The sequence below is a fragment of the Burkholderia sp. NFPP32 genome, from assembly GCF_900119325.1.
Lineage (GTDB): Bacteria > Pseudomonadota > Gammaproteobacteria > Burkholderiales > Burkholderiaceae > Burkholderia > Burkholderia pyrrocinia_C.
Genome location: NZ_FPJP01000001.1, coordinates 347,960 through 364,691, shown reverse-complemented (window position 1 = coordinate 364,691; position 16,732 = coordinate 347,960). Strand labels below are relative to the sequence as shown.

Genomic DNA, 16,732 nt, shown 5'->3' with positions numbered 1-16,732 from the left:
TATCGCGGCGCGTCGATTCGTGCCGTTGAGTTCACAATATCCGCTCGGTCTGTTTCAGTGCTCGGTGTTTTGTAAGCCGGATGGCACGCGATGTAACAAAACCTGTCCATCGCGAGCCGTTGTCGTGCAGCTGCAATGCTGGCGTCAAGCGGACGTAAGCCACCCGTCGAAAACCTGCTGTCCGGGCACGGTGACGCGCAGCACGCGCGGTCGTGCGGAGCGCTCGATCCAGCCGTGCGCACAGAAGCTCTCGAGCAGTGCGGCGCCGAGCGCGCCGCCGAGATGCGAGCGCCGCTCGCTCCAGTCGAGACAGCCGCACGCGAAGCGGCGCCGGCGCGCGCGCTGCTGGGCGACGTCGATGCCCCATTGCGCGAGCGCCCGGGTGCCGAGTTCGGTGGTCTCGATCTCATCGCCGTTGGCGAGCAGCCAGCCGCGCGCGGTGAGCCCGTCGAAGATGCGCACTGCGAGTTCGCCGGCCATGTGGTCGTAGCAGGTGCGTGCGTAGCGCAGTTCGGCCGGCACCGTGCGCGACGGCGGCGGAACCGGGCGGTGCGGCGCGGCCGCGCGGGCGACGTTCGCGAGCGCCTCGAGCGATGCCGCGATGTCGGACGATGCGATCCGGTAATAGCGGTGCCGGCCGCGCACTTCGAGCGCGAGCAGGCCGCCTTCGGTCAGCCGCGCGAGATGCGCGCTTGCCGCGGACGGCGACAGCCCCGCGATCATCGTCAGTTCGCCGGCCGGTCGCGCGCTGCCGTCCATCAGCACCCACAGCATCGCGGCGCGCCCCGGGTCGGCGATCAGCGCGCCGATGCGGCTCAGGCCCGGAAAGTGGTGGTCGTCGTGATCGGTCATCGTCGTGTCTCGTCAGGCGGGATGACGTGCAGTGTAGTGGGTGCGGGCATTCGATGTTTCGGATCCGGCTGAAATGTCGAATAGCGGTACCGGCGCGGGCGCCGACCCTGCGGGAGACCGGGCTGCGGTCCCGTGCGGGGCACGCGTAGAATGGCCGGACGCGGCGGCAGCGGGCCGCCGCACGTGACACGATGCAACGATGAAGACGATTTTCTGCCTGTTGGCGGCCGCGCTCGTCTGCGCGGCCTGTGCGCAGGGCGGCGCGGGCACTGCCGGCGCGCGGGGCGGCAGCCTCGAGATGTACGGGACGATCGACCAGGGCATCACGATACGCCGCTGACGGGCGCCGATCCGTGTGCGTTTCGGGCGCGTCGGCGCCGCCGCGCCATACGGGGCGCCCCGCGACGCGTTGCCGCAGTGCAACGTATAATGGCCCGATCACAGCGCCCCTGCCGCCCGGAGCCAACAAGATGCCCCAACCGTCCCCCGTACCGGCCGCTCTCGACCGCACCGAAACCGTATTCCGCTTCCTCGCCGAGCCGTCGTCCGTGAACTTCGGCGGCAAGGTGCATGGCGGCGCGCTGATGAAGTGGATCGACGAGGTCGCGTATGCATGCGCGGCCGTCTGGTCGAGCCGCTATTGCGTGACGGTCAGTGTCGGCAACATCCGTTTCCAGCGCCCGATCCTGGTCGGCAATCTCGTCGAGCTGAAGGCGCGCGTCGTCGCGACGGGGCGCACCAGCATGCATATCCATGTATCCGTGCACGCCGGCGATCCGAAGGGCGGCGTGTTGCGCCAGACGACCGATTGCCTGGTCGTGTTCGTCGCGGTCGACGAGAACGGCAACCCGGTACCGGTGCCGCCGTTCGTGCCCGAGACCGACGAGCAGAAGGTGCTCGCGAAATATGCGGCCGACGTGCGGGCCGCGCTCGACAAGATCGTCGAGTTGAAGCCGGAAGAGGTCGCGAAGGGCACGGTCTGACCGGCGCGGGCGCCGCGCCCTTCGCGCCGCGCCCGTCGTTCCGCCATTACTGCGACCCGATCATCTGCTCGGGACGCACCCACGCATCGAATTCCGCCTCGGTCAGGTAGCCGAGCGCGAGCGCGGCGGCTTTCAGCGTCGTACCTTCCTTGTGCGCCTTCTTCGCGATCTGCGCGGACTTGTCGTAGCCGATATGCGGATTGAGCGCCGTCACGAGCATCAGCGATTCGTTCAGCAGCAGGTCGATGCGCGCGCGATTCGGCTCGATGCCCACCGCGCAGTGGTCGTTGAAGCTCTGCGCGCCGTCGGCGAGCAGCCGCACCGATTGCAGTACGTTGTGCGCGATCATCGGCCGGAACACGTTCAACTCGAAATTGCCGCTCGCGCCGCCGACGTTGACTGCGACGTCGTTGCCGAACACCTGGCAGCACAGCATCGTCACGGCCTCCGACTGTGTCGGGTTCACCTTGCCCGGCATGATCGAGCTGCCCGGCTCGTTCTCCGGAATCGACAGCTCGCCGAGCCCGCAGCGCGGCCCGCTCGCGAGCCAGCGGATGTCGTTCGCGATCTTCATCAGGCCGGCCGCGACGGTCTTCAGCGCGCCGTGCGCGAACACCAGCGCGTCAGCCGCCGCCATCACCTCGAACTTGCTCGGCGCCGTCACGAACGGCAGCTTCGCCAGGCGGCCGATTTCGTCGGCGACGCGCACCGCGAACTCCGGATGCGCGTTCAGCCCCGTGCCGACCGCGGTGCCGCCGAGTGCGAGTTCGTACAGGTGCGGCAGCGCCGATTCGACGTGACGGATGCCCTGGTCGAGTTGCGCGACATAGCCGGAAAACTCCTGGCCGAGCGTGAGCGGTGTCGCGTCCTGCAGGTGCGTGCGGCCGATCTTCACGATATCGGCGAACGCCTTCGATTTCGCGTCGAGCGTCGTGCGCAGCGTGCGCAGCGCCGGCAGCAGGTGATTGACGATCGCGTAAGCGGCCGCGACGTGCATCGCGGTCGGGAACACGTCGTTCGACGATTGGCCGCGGTTCACGTCGTCGTTCGGATGAACCTTGCGCGCTTCGCCGCGCTCGCCGCCCATCAGCTCGCTCGCGCGGTTCGCGATCACCTCGTTGAGGTTCATGTTGGTCTGCGTGCCGGAGCCCGTCTGCCAGACCGCGAGCGGGAATTCGCGCGGATGCTTGCCGGCGATGATCTCGTCGGCCGCGTCGATGATCGCGCGCGCCTTGTCGTCGGCCAGCACGCCGAGCGACTGGTTCACGGCCGCCGCGGCACGCTTGACGATCGCCAGCGCGTGGATCAGCTCGGGCGACTGCTTCTCCGTCGAGATCCGGAAATTCTGCAGCGAGCGCTCGGTCTGCGCGCCCCAGAGCCGGTCGGCCGGCACGGCGATCTCGCCGAACGTGTCGCGTTCCATCCGAACTGCTTCGTTCATGATGCACTCCTCTTGGAAAGGGGAAAGGCCGCGCAATGCGCGGCGTCGGGCGTATCGTGAGGCAGTCGCGCCGCTCGCGCGGCGTCTTCGGGACTTCGGGCCTTCAGCCGACAAGCATAGCGTCGGCCGCGATTTCGTGTCGTGCCGCGCTCAATGCCGCGCCGCGATGAGCGACGCGGTCTTCAGATGAAAGCGCCATGCCATCAGCGCCGCGACGCTCGCGAGGCCGGCCGCGAGCCCCCACCACAGGCCGCGCGCGCCGAGGCCTGCATGGAACGCGAACCAGTAGCCGGTCGGGAAGCCGATGCCCCAGTAGCCGAAGGTCGCGGCGAGCATCGGGATGCGCGTGTCCTTCAGGCCGCGCAGCGCGCCCGACGCGACGGTCTGCATCCCGTCGACGATCTGGAACACCGCGGCGATGCCGAGCAGCGATGCCGCGAGCGACACCGTGGCGGCATTGGCCGGGTCGTCGAGATGAAGATACAGGCCGACGATCGTGTGCGGCGCGACGATCATCACGATGCCCGACAGCGACATGAACGCGACGCCGAGCGCGAGCGCGACGAAGCCCGCATGCCGCGCGGCGACGGGCGAGCCCGCGCCGACCCAGTAGCCGACCCGGACGTTGGCGGCCTGGCCGATCGCGAGCGGTACCATGAACGATACCGACGCGACGTTCAGCGCGATCTGGTGCGCGGCGAGCGACGTCGCACCGAGTACGCCGACCGTGAGCCCGGTGGCGAGGAACAGCGTCGATTCGACCCCGTACGTGATCGCAACGGGCCAGCCGATGCCGATCAGCTCGCCCATCACGGGCAGCTTCGGGCGCGCCGCGGTCACGAAATGGCGGAAGCGCTGCCGGCCGTGCAGCAGCCAGATCAGCGCGAGCGCGGTGAGCCAGATCGTGATCGTCGTTGCGACCGCCGACCCGAGAAAGCCGAGGCGCGGCAGCCCGAATGCGCCGTGGATCAGCCCGTAGTTCAGCACGCCGTTGACGCCGACACCGCCGATCGACACCCACAGCAGCCGCCGCGCGGCGCCGATCGCCGGCAGGAACGCGCGCATCAGCCCGACACCGATCAGGCTGCCGAGCGCCGCGAAGCGCAGGATGCCCGTGTATTCGCCGACGTGATGCGCGAGCAGCGGCGGCTCGTGGAACATCAGCAGGATCGGTTCGGCCAGCGACAGCGCGGCGATTGCCGGAATTGCGAGCAGCACGGACAGCGCGAACCCGGTCCAGTAGATGTGCGGCACGCGGTCCTCGGCCTGGGCGCCGCGCGCATGCGCGACGCTCACGCTGACCGACGACAGCACGCCTTGCAGAATGGTGACGATGACGAAGAAGAAGTTCGCGCCTAGACCGCCGGCCGCGAGCGAATCGGGGCCGAGCGAACCGAGCAGCACCGTGTCGGTGACGCTCATCGCCATTTGTGAAAGTTGCGCGATCGCGAGTGGTGCGGCGAGGCGCGCGGTATCGGCAGCATGACTGGACAGCGACGGCGGCGCGGCGGCCGTCCGCGTGAGACCGGAATGCGACATGGAATGGGCGCTCGCGCGGGTGCGGGCCCGCGCTGTCTGTATTTATTTTGAGAGACGGCTAGCTTACGGCTTTATTCGTACCGTGTCGAACGCGCGCGCCGATGGCCATGTCGCGGACAGGGGGAACAGGCCCTAAGCCTCGCGCACCGCGATGCGCGTGTCGCCGAGCAGCACGACCTGGCCCGCGCGGATCTTGCAGGTCTTGCGAAGCTCGACCGCGCCGTCGACTTTCACCGCGCCGGACGCGACGATCAGCTTCGCGGTGCCTCCGCTGTCCGCGAGGCCGGTGATCTTGAGAAGGTTGTGCAGTTCGACGTATTCGCCGGTCAGCGTGAAATCCAGATTGGGCATGACGAAGAAGGTGCGCAAAGCGCGGAAGGAATCGCCTCGCATCATACGGCACCGCGGGCCGGCGTGCGAGCGCGGGCGGCCGCGGCACGCAGATGTTAAGGACTGTGAGCGATTCGTCAGCAAATGAAACGGTGGGTAACAGTCTGAGAGATTCGAGAACCTGCCGTGCGGGCCGCGGGTCTTTTGTCGTACCTGCTGCGTGTTGCGGCGGGGGACGCGACGGACCGCATCGCTGCGGTTCGCGCCCACAACTTCTTGAGGAGGATTGTCATGTCCAAGATTCGTACGATGCTGATCGGTGCCGCGCTGACGGCGTTCGCCACTTCGGCCGCGTTTGCCCAGACGGGCGCGGCGGCGCAGGGCGCGGCAGGTACCGGCGTGCAGGCGCAGACCCCGGCAGCGGGTGTCGGCGCGGGCGTGCAGGGCGGCGCCGGCGCGAACGCGTCGGGCAATGCGGTCGGCGGCGCAACCGATGCGGTCGGCGCGGCAGCCGACGGCGCGAAGGATACGGCGTCGTCGGCCGTCCACTCGGTCAAGAAGCACGCGAAGCACACCGCGAAGTCGGCCAAGAGCCATGTCGGCTCGGCCAAGGCGAAGGCCGGCGAAGCGACCGAAGGCGGTGCATCGGTCGGCGCGGAGGGCGGTGCATCGGCCCAGGGCGCCACGCAGTAAGCGGTGCCTGGCGCCGCGCGACGCTCGCCCTGGACGGCGCGTCGCGACGGCGGCCGTCCGGCGGCCCGGTTCACTTCGCGCGAACCGGGCCGTTTTCATGTGTTCATGCTTTCAGCAGCGCGGGCGCGCGGTCACGGCCGGCGCTGTCCCTGGCCTTGTCCCTGCGCGGGGCGCGCGGCAGCCGGCGTGAATACGCTGCGCAGCCATGCGGCGAGCCGCGCGAAGACGTCGTACGGCTCTTCGACGAAGATCTCCGGTTTCAGCAGCCGCAGGTATTCCATGATCTGCTGCGCTTCCTGTTTCTGGAACGAGCCATGTGCGAGCCCGAGCCGCAGCAATCCGCGCAGTTCGCCGAGCTTGTCGCGCGCGGTGCTGCCGACGCTCATCTCGCATGCGAGCTTGGCCTCGTAAATCCGTTGCCGCAGCGATTCCGCGAGTCGCCATGCGGGCGTCTGCATCAGTTCTTCGAGCGCCTGGATGTCCTGAGCCGCGCCCTTGATCTGCGACGCGAGCGGGTCGATCTGCGCCGGGTCGCCCTGCGCCTCGGCGACGATCGCCTTCGCCCAGTCGCGGCACGCCTTCGCGAGTTCGTCGGGCGTCCATTCGGAGCGCGACGCGAAACCGAAGCCGAATTCGCCGGCCTGCCGCATCAGGATCGCGACGACGTCCGGAAATTCCTTGTCGAGCGTGCGCTTTGCCCACGCGTACTGGCCGCCCTGCAGCATGCGCTGCACCGCGTGCTCGGTCAGCGGAACCATGTTGTCGAGCAGCTTCGCGCGCAGGAAATCCTCGAACGACGGTGTCGCGAACTGCGGGTCGAGTTTCAGCGACACGCGGACGAACGCGTCGTAGTCCTTGCGCAGGGACTCGAGCGTGTCGTCCTTGAGGGAAAGGGTGATCTGGCCCATGAATCGTCTCGATGGCGGCCCGCGCAGGCCGGCGGTCGGCACGGCGCACCGGTGCGGGCGCAGCGTCGACTGACCGGTGCGCGCCGAGGCCGGTGGCGGGTTTTCATTTCCTATATCGGCGCGCCGCGCGGAAACTTGAGCGCGCGCGGTGGAGTGTCCGCTCAGGCGGGCAGCCAGTGCGGCAGCACGATCCCTTGCCAGAAAAAGAACACCGCGAGACCCGCCGCGATCGTCACGAGCGGGCGGCGGGTCGCAGCCGACACGAGCACGGCGGCGAGCGCGCCGACGAGCTGCGGATTGCGCCAGGTCAGCTCGGCCGTGCCGCCATGCGGCGAGACGGTCATCGGCACGATGATCGCGGTCAGCACGGTGACGGGCACGAAGCCGAGTGCGGTCCGCACGAGCGGCGGGAAGGTCAGCCGCTCGCCGAACAGGAACAGCGTCGTGCGGATTGCGTACGTGATGACGGCCATCCCGAGGATCAGCAGCGCGTAGCTCACGATGCGGCCTCCGTGCGTGACCGCGCGCGCGAGCGCTCGTGCCTCAGCGTCAGCGCGACGCCGATCGCGACGCCGGCGGCAACCGCGCCGAGCAGCCCGAGCTTGTACGGCCAGCCCTGCCAGAAGTACGCGAGCGTGCCGGCCGTCGCGGCCGCCGCGAAATAGCGCAGCGTGCCGAGCTGCGGGACGACGATCGCGATGAAGGTCGCCGCCATCGCGAAATCGAGGCCGAGCGACTGCAGGCCCGGGAATGCCGCGCCGAAGCCGATGCCCGCGAGCGTCCAGACCTGCCAGTTCAGGTACATCGCGAGCCCGGAGCCGAAAAAGTAGTGCGGGCCGATCGTACCGGGCGGGAAGTGCCGGTAGTGCCCATAGGCGACCGCGAAGACCTCGTCGGTCATCAGCGCGCCGAGCGTGGCGCGCCAGCGCAGCGGCAGGTGCGCGACATAGGGCGCGAGCGTCGCGCTGTACAGCAGGTGGCGCAGGTTCACGATCAGCGTCGTCGCGAGTACGACGACGAAGCTCGCGCTGCCCGCGATCAGGCCGAGCGCGATGAACTGCGCGGAGCCTGCGAACACGGCGAGCGACATCAGCACGCCGTGCCACGCGGCAAGCGGGCCGCCGCCGACGAGCGTGCCGAAAATCACGCCGAACGGCGCCGCGCCGATCATCATCGGGATCGTGTCGCGCGCGCCGTCGAGCCATTCATTGAGCGGGCGGCGACGGGGCGATGCGGGTGTCGGGTTCAAAGCCGGGTTCAAAGCGTGCTCCTCCATGCGCTGGAGGATAGCGGGCCCGTGGTTTTCGGGCTTGTATGTTCTTGCGGTCGCGGGCGGGGTGGCGGCCCGGGCGGTTGTCGGCGCGGCGGCAAGCGAACGGCCGGATGCGGGAAGCCGCGCGTCAGCTCGCCTGCCAGCGCCCGGGCGGCACGCCGAACATCCGTTTGAAATGCCGCGTGAAGTGGCTCTGGTCGACGAAGCCGCTGGCCGCCGCGACGTCGGCGACGGGCACGCCCGCCCGCAGCGGCGCCAGCGCGCGCTGCAATCGCAGCTGGTTGCGCCAGGCATGCGGCGGCATGCCGGTCGTACGCGTGAACAGGCGCGCCGCGTGGAACGGCGACAGGCCGGCCGCCTGCGCGACTTCGTCGAGCGTCACCGTGCACGTGAGATCGGCGGCGAGCCGCTCGCGCATCGCATCGACGCGCGGTTCGTCCGCCGCGAGCGGCGCCGGTCGCGGCTGCGCGTCGGCATGGCGCACGATCAGCGTCGACAGCGCGTCGAGCATGGCCGTTTCGGCGGCGAGCGGATCATAGATGGGTGCGCCGGAGGCTGGATCACCGGCCGCCGGATCGCCGGCCGCCGGATCGTCGGCCGGCTGCCCGTGCGCATGGGAGGACAGCGCGCGCTCGCTGCCGGCTTCCATCATCCGGTGCGCCAGCGCGAGCCGGGCCGCGAGGTCGGCGTCGCGAATCACGTCGGGGGCAAACCACGGCGCGTCCTGCGGGCGGCCGGCGATCGCGCTTGTGAGTTCGCGGATGAATTCGACCGGCAGGTAGCTGACGCGATAGCACCAGCCTTCGTCGGCCGCGCGCGAGCCCGTATGCACTTCGCCGGGATTGATCACGGGCACGGTGCCCGTTTCGGCGACATGGCCGCTGCCGCGATAGGTGAAGCGTTCCGCGCCTTCGAGAATCACGGGGATCGTGTACGCGTCGTGCCAGTGGGGCGCGAACGTGTGGTCGCGATAGGTGGCCGTGACCAGATCTGCCTCCGGCAGCAGCGGCGTGCGCCAGTAGCGTGCGGAGTCTGGAAGGCGGGTGGCAGACATGATCGGGCGCGGGAGCGGTCGAACCGACAGTGTATCGCTCGCGCGCCCGGCGGGTGCGGGCCTTACTTGACCGGAATCGTCGTGCCCGCCGGCATCGGCACCGCGGTGACGGCGTTCTTCGGGCTGCCGCTGACGATGCGGTCGCTGTAGGTCAGGTAGACGATCGTGTTGCGCTTCTTGTCGACCACGCGCACGACGTGCAGCGTCTTGAAGATGAACGACATGCGTTCGCTGAACACGTCGGTCTGCTGCTTGAGCGGTTCCTTGAAAGTGATCGGGCCGACCTGCCGGCACGCGATCGACGCCTCGCTCGGATCCTCGGCGACGCCGAGCGTGCCCTTGATGCCGCCCGTGCGGGCGCGCGACACGTAGCAAGTCACGCCGTTGACGACCGGATCGTCGTACGCCTCGACGACGACGCGGTCGGAGCCCGTTACGCGGAAGTGGGTATTGACGCTGCCGACTTCCTCCGCGTGCGCGAGCGGCGCGATGGCGAATGCGGAGAGCAGGACGGCGAAGGGTGCGGCGCGCAGGAGGCGGTGCTTCATCGACGGAACCGGATGCGAATGCGGGACAGAGACTCTAGCATGCGCGGGACCGGGCCACGATAACGCGAAAGGGCGGCCGGAAAAACAAAAGGCCCGTCGAATGACGGGCCTTTCGCTGTCTGGCTCCCCGACCTGGGCTCGAACCAGGGACCTACGGATTAACAGTCCGGCGCTCTACCGACTGAGCTATCGGGGAATAAATCGGTACATCTGCGTGTTCGGTTACCAGCAAAAAGCCCGTCCACTTTCAACGGGCCTATGCATTTTTGGCTCCCCGACCTGGGCTCGAACCAGGGACCTACGGATTAACAGTCCGGCGCTCTACCGACTGAGCTATCGGGGAACAAACAGCAGAGAAACGAGATTTTATGGAGTGTTGGCTAACCTGTCAATACTTTTGGGCCGCAGCGCACAAAAAAATTCTGCGGCCGCCGCGCGATCAGCGCTCGAGCAGGTGCAACTTGTCCTGCACGTCCTTCCACTCGTCCGCGTCGGCCGGTGCCGGCTTGGTCTTCGTGATCGACGGCCAGCCCTTTGCCAGCTCGGCATTCAGCTCGGTGAACTGCTGCTGGTCGCCCGGAACGTCTTCTTCGGCATAGATCGCATTGGTCGGGCACTCGGCAACGCACACGGCGCAGTCGATGCACTCGTCCGGATCGATGGCGAGAAAGTTGGGACCTTCACGGAAGCAATCCACCGGGCACACATCCACGCAATCCGTGTATTTGCACTTGATGCAGCCTTCGGTCACAACGTGAGTCATTAAAACGCTCCTGCTTGGCGGTATATATGGGGTGGCGTTGGCGCCAAAAGCGGCATTGTAACTGAAGCGCAAAACCCGCATGGCGTGGTCGGCTTTCCGGCTTATATCGTTTCGTGATTAGTTTATGGGCCCCCGCCGAGGGGCGCGCAAAGCGGAACCCGGATACGGGCGTCGGCGCGACGGAGCGGGGCGGCAGGCGGTTTCGCGATGGTCGGGCCCGCATTCGGGTAACATGGCCGACAGACCGGGCGGCGCGCTGTGCGCCGGGGCCCTGTCACGATATTGGCGGTGCCGCAAATCATGATCATCACTTCGCTGCTCGACACGGATCTCTACAAGTTCACGATGATGCAGGTCGTCCTGCATCACTTCCCGGCGGCCAACGTCGAATACCGTTTCAAGTGCCGCACGCAAGGCGTCGATCTCGTGCCGTACATCGACGAGATCCGCGACGAGGTGCGCGGCCTGTGCTCGCTGCGTTTTTCCGACGTCGAACTCGACTACCTGCGGCGGATGCGCTTCATCAAGAGCGATTTCGTCGATTTCCTCGCGCTGTTCCACCTGAACGAGAAGTACATTTCGATCACGCCTTCGCCGAAGGGCAACGGCGAGATCGACATCGTGATCGAGGGGCCGTGGCTGCATACGATCCTGTTCGAGATCCCGGTGCTCGCGATCGTCAACGAAGTCTATTTCCGCAATACGCAGCGCGAGCCCGACTATCGCGAAGGCCGCGAGCGGCTGCGCGAGAAGATCAAGCTGCTCGGCGCGAAGCCCGAGTTCGCCGACTGCAAGATCGCCGACTACGGCACGCGCCGGCGCTTCTCGAAGGTCTGGCACGAGGAAGTCGCGCTCACGCTGCGCGACGGCCTCGGCCCGCAGTTCGCGGGCACGAGCAACGTGCTGTACGCGATGAAGCACGACATCACGCCGCTCGGCACGATGGCTCACGAGTACCTGCAGGCGTGCCAGGCGCTCGGCCCGAGGCTGCGCGACTCGCAGATCTACGGCTTCGAGATGTGGGCGAAGGAATACCGCGGCGACCTCGGGATCGCGCTGTCGGATGTCTACGGGATGGATGCGTTCCTGAACGACTTCGACATGTACTTCTGCAAGCTGTTCGACGGCGCGCGCCACGATTCGGGCGATCCGTTCGACTGGGGCGAGCGGATGCTGCGCCATTACGAGGCGAACCGGTGCGACCCGCGCACGAAGGTGCTCGTGTTCTCGGACGCGCTCGACATCCCGAAGGTCATGCAGTTGTACGAACGGTTCCGCGGCCGTTGCAAGCTCGCGTTCGGCGTCGGCACGAACCTCACCAACGACCTCGGCTACGTGCCGCTGCAGATCGTGATCAAGATGGTGCGCTGCAACGGCCAGCCAGTCGCGAAGCTGTCGGATTCGCCGGGCAAGAGCATGTGCGACGACAAGGCCTATCTCGCCTACCTGCGCCAGGTGTTCGGCATCGCGCAACCGGTCGAGGAAGACGCGTCGAAGTGAGCGTCGGCCGTTCGGTCGAAGGTGCGTGGCGGCAGGGGCGGCCGGTATAATCCGACGTATTGCACGCCAACGTCACGAGGACCGTTCATGGACACTTCTGCTGCCCGTCGCCAGATCCTCGCGCGCATTCGCGCGGCGCAGGGGCGCGCGGCCGAGCCCGATGCAGCGGAGCGCGACGGCGTCGCCGATTATCTCGCCCGCCATCCGCAGGGCCCGCGTCCGCCGATGCCGGCCGATCTCGTTGCCGCATTCGTCGACGAAGCGGCACGCCTGTCGACGACGGTCGACGAAGTCGCGGCGCTCGCCGACGCACCGACCGCCGCCGCCCGCTATCTTTCCGCTCACGGCCTGCCGACGCAGGCCGTCGCATGGCGCACGCTGGCCGATCTCGACTGGGCCGGCGCAGGCCTGTCGGTCGAGTGCCGCAAGCCGCGCGACGGCGATCTCGTCGGCCTCACGGGCTGCTTTTGCGCGACCGCCGAAACGGGTTCGCTGGTGCTGCTGTCCGGTCCCGATACCTATGCATCGGCCGGCCTGCTGCCGGAGACGCACATCGCGATCGTGCCCGCGTCGCGGATCGTCGCCGGTCATGAAGACGCGTTCGCGCTGATCCGTGCGGAGCGCGGCGAGTTGCCGCGCGCGGTCAATTTCGTGTCGGGCCCGTCGCGCACGGGCGACATCGAGCAGACCATCGTACTGGGCGCGCACGGCCCGTACCGCGTGCATGCGATCGTCGTCCGGGGCGCATGACGCGCCCGCCGCATCCACTACCACTCGAACAAGGAAGTTCTGCATGAAACGACATGCCGCCTGGGCGGGCATGGCGTCGGGAGTCGCGCTTGGCGCCGTTCCCGCGCTTGCCTCGGCCGCAACGCTCGACGGTGCCACACTGTCCGCGCTCTGGGGCATCCCGTTTGCCGGGATCCTGCTGTCCATCGCACTGTTCCCGCTCGCTGCCCCGGTATTCTGGCATCACCACTTCGGCAAGATTGCGGCGGGGTGGGCGGTCGTGTTCCTGATCCCGTTCGCGTTCGCGTTCGGCGCGGGCACCGCGTTCGGCACGCTCGTGCATGCGCTGCTCGAGGAATACATTCCGTTCATCGTGCTGCTCACCGCGCTCTATACGGTGGCAGGCGGCATCTGCGTGAACGGCAACCTGCACGGATCACCGAAGCTGAACACTGCGATCCTCGCGCTCGGCACGCTGCTCGCGAGCGTGATGGGCACGACCGGCGCCGCGATGCTGTTGATCCGGCCGCTGCTGCGCGCGAACGACAACCGCAAGCATGTCGTGCACGTCGTGATTTTCTTCATCTTCCTCGTCGCGAACGCGGGCGGCTCGCTGTCGCCGCTCGGCGATCCGCCGTTGTTCCTCGGATTCCTGAACGGCGTGAGCTTCTTCTGGACGACGACCCATCTCGCGCTGCCGATGCTGTTCATCTGCGTCGTGCTGCTGGCGCTGTTCTTCGTGCTCGACACGTATTTCTACCGGAAGGGCGGCGAGGAGCGGCCGGCCGCGCTCGACCCGACGCCCGACGGCGCGGCGCTATCGATCGACGGCAAGATCAACTTCGTGCTGCTCGCGGCCGTGGTCGCGCTCGTGCTGATGAGCGGCATCTGGAAGCCGGACATCGCGTTCGACGTGTGGGGCACGCACGTCGCGCTGCAGAACCTCGCGCGCGACGTCGCGCTCGTGGTCGTGACGCTCGCGTCGCTCGCGCTGACGCCGCGTTCCGCACGTGAAGGCAACGCGTTCAACTGGGCGCCGATCGAGGAGGTAGCGAAGCTGTTCGCGGGAATCTTCGTGACGATCGCGCCGGTGATCGTGATCCTGCGCGCGGGCGCGGACGGCGCATTCGCGCAGATCGTCCATCTCGTCACGGGGCCGGACGGCAAGCCGGTCGACGCGATGTACTTCTGGGCGACGGGCCTACTGTCGTCGTTCCTCGACAATGCGCCGACCTATCTGGTGTTCTTCAACCTCGCGGGCGGCGATGCGCAGACGCTGATGACGACGGGTGCGTCGACGCTCGCCGCGATCTCCGCGGGCGCGGTGTTCATGGGCGCGAACAGCTATATCGGCAACGCGCCGAATTTCATGGTGAAGGCGATCGCGGAGTCGCGCGGCGTGAAGATGCCGAGCTTCTTCGCATACCTCGGCTGGGCGCTCGTCATCCTGGTGCCGGTGTTCCTGCTGACGTCGCTGATCTTCTTCCCGGCGTAACCTGACAACTTTCAACCAAGCGCGGGCAGTCCCGGCGGCGCGATGCGCGCCGCGATCGGCCCGCGGCATACGGAGATGGCGATGCAGAAGATTCTGGTCGCGCGTCCGATCTTTCCGGACGTGATCGAACGCCTCAAGCAGTATTTCGAAGTCGACTGGAACGACGGCGACGCGCTCGCACCCGATGCGCTCACCGCGCGTCTGGCCGACAAGGACGGCGCGCTGACGGCCGGCGATCCAGTCGGCGCGGCGGCGCTCGCGGCGGCGCCGCGCCTGCGCGTCGTGTCGAACATGGCGGTCGGCTACAACAACTTCGACATGGCCGCGTTCAACGCGGCGAACGTGCTCGGCACCAACACGCCGGACGTGCTGAACGAGTCGACCGCCGATTTCGGCTGGGCGCTGATGATGGCCGCCGCGCGCCGGATCGCCGAATCCGAACACTGGCTGCGCGCCGGTCACTGGCAGAAGTGGGCGTACGACGGTTTCCTCGGCAACGACATTTACGGCTCGACGCTCGGCGTCATCGGGATGGGCCGAATCGGCCAGGCGCTCGCGCGCCGCGCGCGCGGTTTCGGGATGCAGGTGATCTATCACAACCGGTCGCGGGTCGCGCCCGAGATCGAGGCCGAGCTGAACGCCGAATACGTGTCGAAGGATGCGCTGCTCGCGCGCGCCGATCACGTCGTGCTCGTGCTGCCGTACACGAAGGAAAACCATCACACGATCGGCGCGGCCGAACTCGCGAAGATGAAGCCCACCGCGACGCTGACCAACATCGCGCGCGGCGGGATCGTCGACGACGCGGCGCTGGCCGCTGCGCTGCGCGACGGGACGATCGCCGCGGCCGGCCTCGACGTGTACGAAGGCGAACCGGCCGTGCATCCGGCGCTGCTCGAGGTGCCGAACGTCGTGCTGACGCCGCATATCGCGAGCGCGACCGAAAAGACGCGCCGTGCGATGGCGAACCTTGCCGCCGACAACCTGATCGCCGCACTGGGCGAGGGGCCGCGCGCGGGGCAGCCGCCGAATCCGATCAACCCTGACGTGATCGGGAAGCCGCGCGCATGACGATGACGTTGTTGCTTGCGGCGGTCGTCGTGCTGGCCGTCGCGCTCGCGGTGGCGATCGTCGCGATCGTGCGCGGCGGCGGCCGCCACGACGATGCGGGGGTGCTCGGCGACCAGATCGAGGATGCCGCGCATGCGCAGGCGCGCGCGGTCGAGCGGCTCGAACGCGAATTGCGCGGCGAGATCGTCGAGAACGCGCGCGGTTCGCGCACCGAGCTGGCCGGCAGTTTCTCGCAGCTTCAGCAGACGCTCGCCGCGCAATTGACGAGCGTGGCGACCGTGCAGAACAACCAGATCGAGGGTTTCGCTCAGCAGCTCGGCAAGCTCGTCGCCGGCAATGCGCAGCAGTTCGACGCGATGCGCGAGAGCGTGCAGCGTCAGGCGCAGCAGGCGCGCGAGGAGCAGACGGCCGCGCTCAGGTTGTTCGGCGATACGTTGAACCGGCAGCTCACGCAACTGACCGAAGCGAACGATCGCCGGATTGGCGAAGTGCGCGCGACGCTCGAACAGCGGCTGAAGGAAATCGAGACGAACAACGCGGCGAAGCTCGAGGAGATGCGCCGCACCGTTGACGAGAAACTGCACGCGACGCTCGAACAGCGGCTCGGCGAATCGTTCAAGCTCGTGTCGGACCGGCTCGAGCAGGTCCATCGCGGGCTCGGCGAGATGCAGACGCTCGCGGCGGGCGTCGGCGATCTGAAAAAGGTGCTGACCAACGTGAAGACGCGCGGCACCTGGGGCGAGGTGCAGCTCGAGGCGCTGCTCGAACAGATGCTGACACCCGATCAGTACGCGAAGAACGTCGCGACGGTGCCGAAAAGTACCGAGCGCGTCGAATTCGCGATCCGGCTGCCGGGCCGCGATGCGGGCACGCGCGATGCGCCGCCGGTGTGGCTGCCGATCGACGCGAAATTTCCGCGCGAAGACTACGAGCGGCTGATCGACGCGCAGGAGCGCGCCGATACGGCGGCGGTCGAGGAAGCGGCACGTGCGCTCGAAGCGCGCGTGCGGCTGGAGGCGCGCACGATTGCCGAGAAGTACGTCGCGCCGCCGCACACGACCGATTTCGCGCTGCTGTTCCTGCCGACCGAAGGGCTTTATGCGGAAATCCTGCGCCGCCCGGGGCTGACCGACCTGCTGCAGCGCGACTACCGCGTGACGGTCGCGGGGCCGACGACGCTCACCGCGTTGCTGAACAGCCTGCAGATGGGGTTCCGTACGCTCGCGATCGAGCAGCGCTCGAGCGAGGTCTGGCAGGTGCTCGGCGCGGTGAAGACGGAGTTCGGCAAGTTCGGCGACGTGCTCGCGCGCACGAAGGCGCAGCTCGAAACGGTCACGCGCTCGATCGAGTCCGCCGAGCAGCGTACGCGTGTGATGAGCCGCAAGCTGAAGCAGGTCGAGGCGTTGCCGGGCGATACGGCGGCTGGCTTGCTCGGTTCGGACGGCGCGGACGGCGGTGCCGATGCCGACGACGCTTGACGGGTTCAGCCGCTCGAGTGCGGGCGGATCGCAATGAAATCGGGCGCCGTCGGCGCCCGTTTCCTTTTGCGGCAG

General features: G+C 67.9%; 18 protein-coding genes and 2 tRNA genes. 8 read left to right on the top strand and 12 right to left on the bottom strand.

Annotated elements, in window-relative coordinates; genetic code table 11:
• Window positions 1-144: 144 nt before the first annotated feature.
• Window positions 145-852 carry an ArsR/SmtB family transcription factor gene (locus BT264_RS01625; protein ID WP_072436030.1) on the bottom strand — a complete coding sequence of 236 codons (708 nt, stop codon included), beginning with the start codon at window positions 850-852 and terminating at the stop codon, window positions 145-147.
• A gap of 199 nt (window positions 853-1,051) precedes the next feature.
• Here BT264_RS01625 and BT264_RS39050 point away from each other — a divergent pair, with 199 nt between their 5' ends.
• Together BT264_RS39050 and BT264_RS01615 are read left to right on the top strand one after the other, a co-directional pair.
• Window positions 1,052-1,192 (top strand): hypothetical protein, encoded by a 141-nt coding sequence (locus BT264_RS39050; protein ID WP_177318328.1) that lies wholly within the window; start codon window positions 1,052-1,054, stop codon window positions 1,190-1,192.
• A 130-nt stretch (window positions 1,193-1,322) separates the two neighbouring features.
• Window positions 1,323-1,835: an acyl-CoA thioesterase gene (locus tag BT264_RS01615; protein ID WP_072436029.1), complete on the top strand. Its 513-nt coding sequence runs from the start codon at window positions 1,323-1,325 to the stop codon at window positions 1,833-1,835.
• 46 nt (window positions 1,836-1,881) lie between these two features.
• On the opposite strand, the gene fumC is transcribed toward BT264_RS01615, so the two are convergent.
• From fumC to BT264_RS01600, 3 genes are all read right to left on the bottom strand, one after another.
• Complete coding sequence (fumC, locus tag BT264_RS01610) at window positions 1,882-3,276, bottom strand: class II fumarate hydratase (RefSeq protein WP_072436028.1); 1,395 nt, start codon at window positions 3,274-3,276, stop codon at window positions 1,882-1,884.
• A 150-nt stretch (window positions 3,277-3,426) separates the two neighbouring features.
• Window positions 3,427-4,815, bottom strand: a complete 1,389-nt coding sequence (gene norM / locus BT264_RS01605; RefSeq protein WP_072436027.1) for a multidrug efflux MATE transporter NorM — start codon at window positions 4,813-4,815, stop codon at window positions 3,427-3,429.
• Between the two features lie 132 nt (window positions 4,816-4,947).
• Entirely contained in the window at window positions 4,948-5,166 is a 219-nt protein-coding gene (locus BT264_RS01600) for an RNA-binding S4 domain-containing protein (RefSeq protein ID WP_006486208.1), read from the bottom strand.
• 270 nt (window positions 5,167-5,436) lie between these two features.
• Here BT264_RS01600 and BT264_RS01595 point away from each other — a divergent pair, with 270 nt between their 5' ends.
• Window positions 5,437-5,838: a hypothetical protein gene (locus BT264_RS01595; protein ID WP_072436026.1), complete on the top strand. Its 402-nt coding sequence runs from the start codon at window positions 5,437-5,439 to the stop codon at window positions 5,836-5,838.
• Window positions 5,839-5,969: 131 nt separating this feature from the next.
• Here the strand turns inward: BT264_RS01595 and BT264_RS01590 are convergent, their stop codons facing one another.
• From BT264_RS01590 to fdxA, 8 genes are all read right to left on the bottom strand, one after another.
• Entirely contained in the window at window positions 5,970-6,746 is a 777-nt protein-coding gene (locus BT264_RS01590; protein WP_072436025.1) for a DUF4088 family protein, read from the bottom strand.
• Window positions 6,747-6,907: 161 nt separating this feature from the next.
• Window positions 6,908-7,246 carry an AzlD domain-containing protein gene (locus BT264_RS01585; RefSeq protein WP_034183072.1) on the bottom strand — a complete coding sequence of 113 codons (339 nt, stop codon included), beginning with the start codon at window positions 7,244-7,246 and terminating at the stop codon, window positions 6,908-6,910.
• The gene (locus BT264_RS01580) at window positions 7,243-8,022 is read right to left on the bottom strand and encodes an AzlC family ABC transporter permease (RefSeq protein WP_072436024.1); all 780 of its coding nucleotides are present in this window, start codon (window positions 8,020-8,022) and stop codon (window positions 7,243-7,245) included. Before BT264_RS01580 ends, BT264_RS01585 begins: the two co-directional genes overlap by 4 nt.
• A 124-nt stretch (window positions 8,023-8,146) precedes the next feature.
• Window positions 8,147-9,073 (bottom strand): AraC family transcriptional regulator, encoded by a 927-nt coding sequence (locus tag BT264_RS01575; RefSeq protein WP_072436023.1) that lies wholly within the window; start codon window positions 9,071-9,073, stop codon window positions 8,147-8,149.
• A 62-nt stretch (window positions 9,074-9,135) separates the two neighbouring features.
• Window positions 9,136-9,621, bottom strand: a complete 486-nt coding sequence (locus BT264_RS01570; protein WP_072436022.1) for a CreA family protein — start codon at window positions 9,619-9,621, stop codon at window positions 9,136-9,138.
• Window positions 9,622-9,741: 120 nt separating this feature from the next.
• A tRNA-Asn gene (locus tag BT264_RS01565) sits at window positions 9,742-9,817 on the bottom strand.
• Window positions 9,818-9,888: 71 nt separating this feature from the next.
• A tRNA-Asn gene (locus BT264_RS01560) sits at window positions 9,889-9,964 on the bottom strand.
• A gap of 96 nt (window positions 9,965-10,060) precedes the next feature.
• Window positions 10,061-10,384, bottom strand: a complete 324-nt coding sequence (gene fdxA, locus BT264_RS01555) for a ferredoxin FdxA (protein WP_034183076.1) — start codon at window positions 10,382-10,384, stop codon at window positions 10,061-10,063.
• 300 nt (window positions 10,385-10,684) lie between these two features.
• Between fdxA and pncB the strand changes: the two genes are divergently transcribed.
• The 5 genes from pncB (at window position 10,685) to rmuC (ending at window position 16,657) form a co-directional block, all read left to right on the top strand.
• Window positions 10,685-11,884 carry a nicotinate phosphoribosyltransferase gene (pncB, locus tag BT264_RS01540; protein WP_072436020.1) on the top strand — a complete coding sequence of 400 codons (1,200 nt, stop codon included), beginning with the start codon at window positions 10,685-10,687 and terminating at the stop codon, window positions 11,882-11,884.
• Window positions 11,885-11,971: 87 nt separating this feature from the next.
• On the top strand, window positions 11,972-12,634 hold the full coding sequence (locus tag BT264_RS01535; protein ID WP_072436019.1) for a LutC/YkgG family protein: 663 nt from the start codon (window positions 11,972-11,974) through the stop codon (window positions 12,632-12,634).
• 43 nt (window positions 12,635-12,677) lie between these two features.
• Window positions 12,678-14,108, top strand: coding sequence for a sodium:proton antiporter (locus tag BT264_RS01530; protein WP_072436018.1), 1,431 nt, complete (start codon window positions 12,678-12,680; stop codon window positions 14,106-14,108).
• Between the two features lie 81 nt (window positions 14,109-14,189).
• Window positions 14,190-15,179, top strand: coding sequence for a 2-hydroxyacid dehydrogenase (locus tag BT264_RS01525; protein WP_072436418.1), 990 nt, complete (start codon window positions 14,190-14,192; stop codon window positions 15,177-15,179).
• Entirely contained in the window at window positions 15,176-16,657 is a 1,482-nt protein-coding gene (gene rmuC, locus BT264_RS01520) for a DNA recombination protein RmuC (RefSeq protein ID WP_072436017.1), read from the top strand. The genes BT264_RS01525 and rmuC overlap by 4 nt, the downstream gene beginning before the upstream one ends.
• The last annotated feature ends 75 nt before the right edge of the window (window positions 16,658-16,732 follow it).